This window comes from Streptomyces sp. BE303 (assembly GCF_036290945.1).
Taxonomy (GTDB): domain Bacteria; phylum Actinomycetota; class Actinomycetes; order Streptomycetales; family Streptomycetaceae; genus Kitasatospora.
Window position 1 is genome coordinate 1 of the sequence record NZ_JAQYWZ010000122.1, and the last position, 506, is coordinate 506.

Annotated in this window: 1 protein-coding gene; it reads right to left on the bottom strand. The window is 73.5% G+C overall.

What is annotated here, in order from left to right; translation table 11 throughout:
* A partial coding sequence (locus PUR56_RS00480; protein ID WP_329947373.1) for a beta-ketoacyl [acyl carrier protein] synthase domain-containing protein occupies window positions 1–506 on the bottom strand: 506 nt, incomplete at both ends.

The following is a 506-nucleotide window of genomic DNA, read 5'->3' on the forward strand; positions in this document are numbered from 1 at the left end:
AGCTGCGGCCGGCGCCACCGGCCGCCGCCAGCGTGTGGCCGATGTTGGCCCTCACCGCCCCGCGCCAGAGCGGGTCACCACCGTCACGGTCCTGACCGTAGGTGGCCAGGAGGGCCTGGGCCTCGAAGGGGTCGCCGAGCGACGTGCCGGTGCCGTGCGCCTCGACCGCGTCGACGTCCTGCGGGTTCAACCCCGCCTGCGCCAACGCCGCCCGGATCACCCGCTGCTGCGACGGACCGGTCGGCGCCGTCAGACCGTTCGACGCACCGTCCTGATTGACCGCCGTGCCCCGCACCACCGCCAGGACCTGCCGACCGGCAGCCCTCGCAGACGACAACCGCTCCACGAGCAGCATGCCGACACCCTCGGACCACCCCGGCCCGTCCGCACCCGCACCGAACGACTTGCACCGGCCGTCCGGCGCCAGACCCCGCTGACGCGAGAACTCCACGAACACATCCGCCGTCGGCATGACCGTCACACCACCGACCAGCGCCATCGAGCAC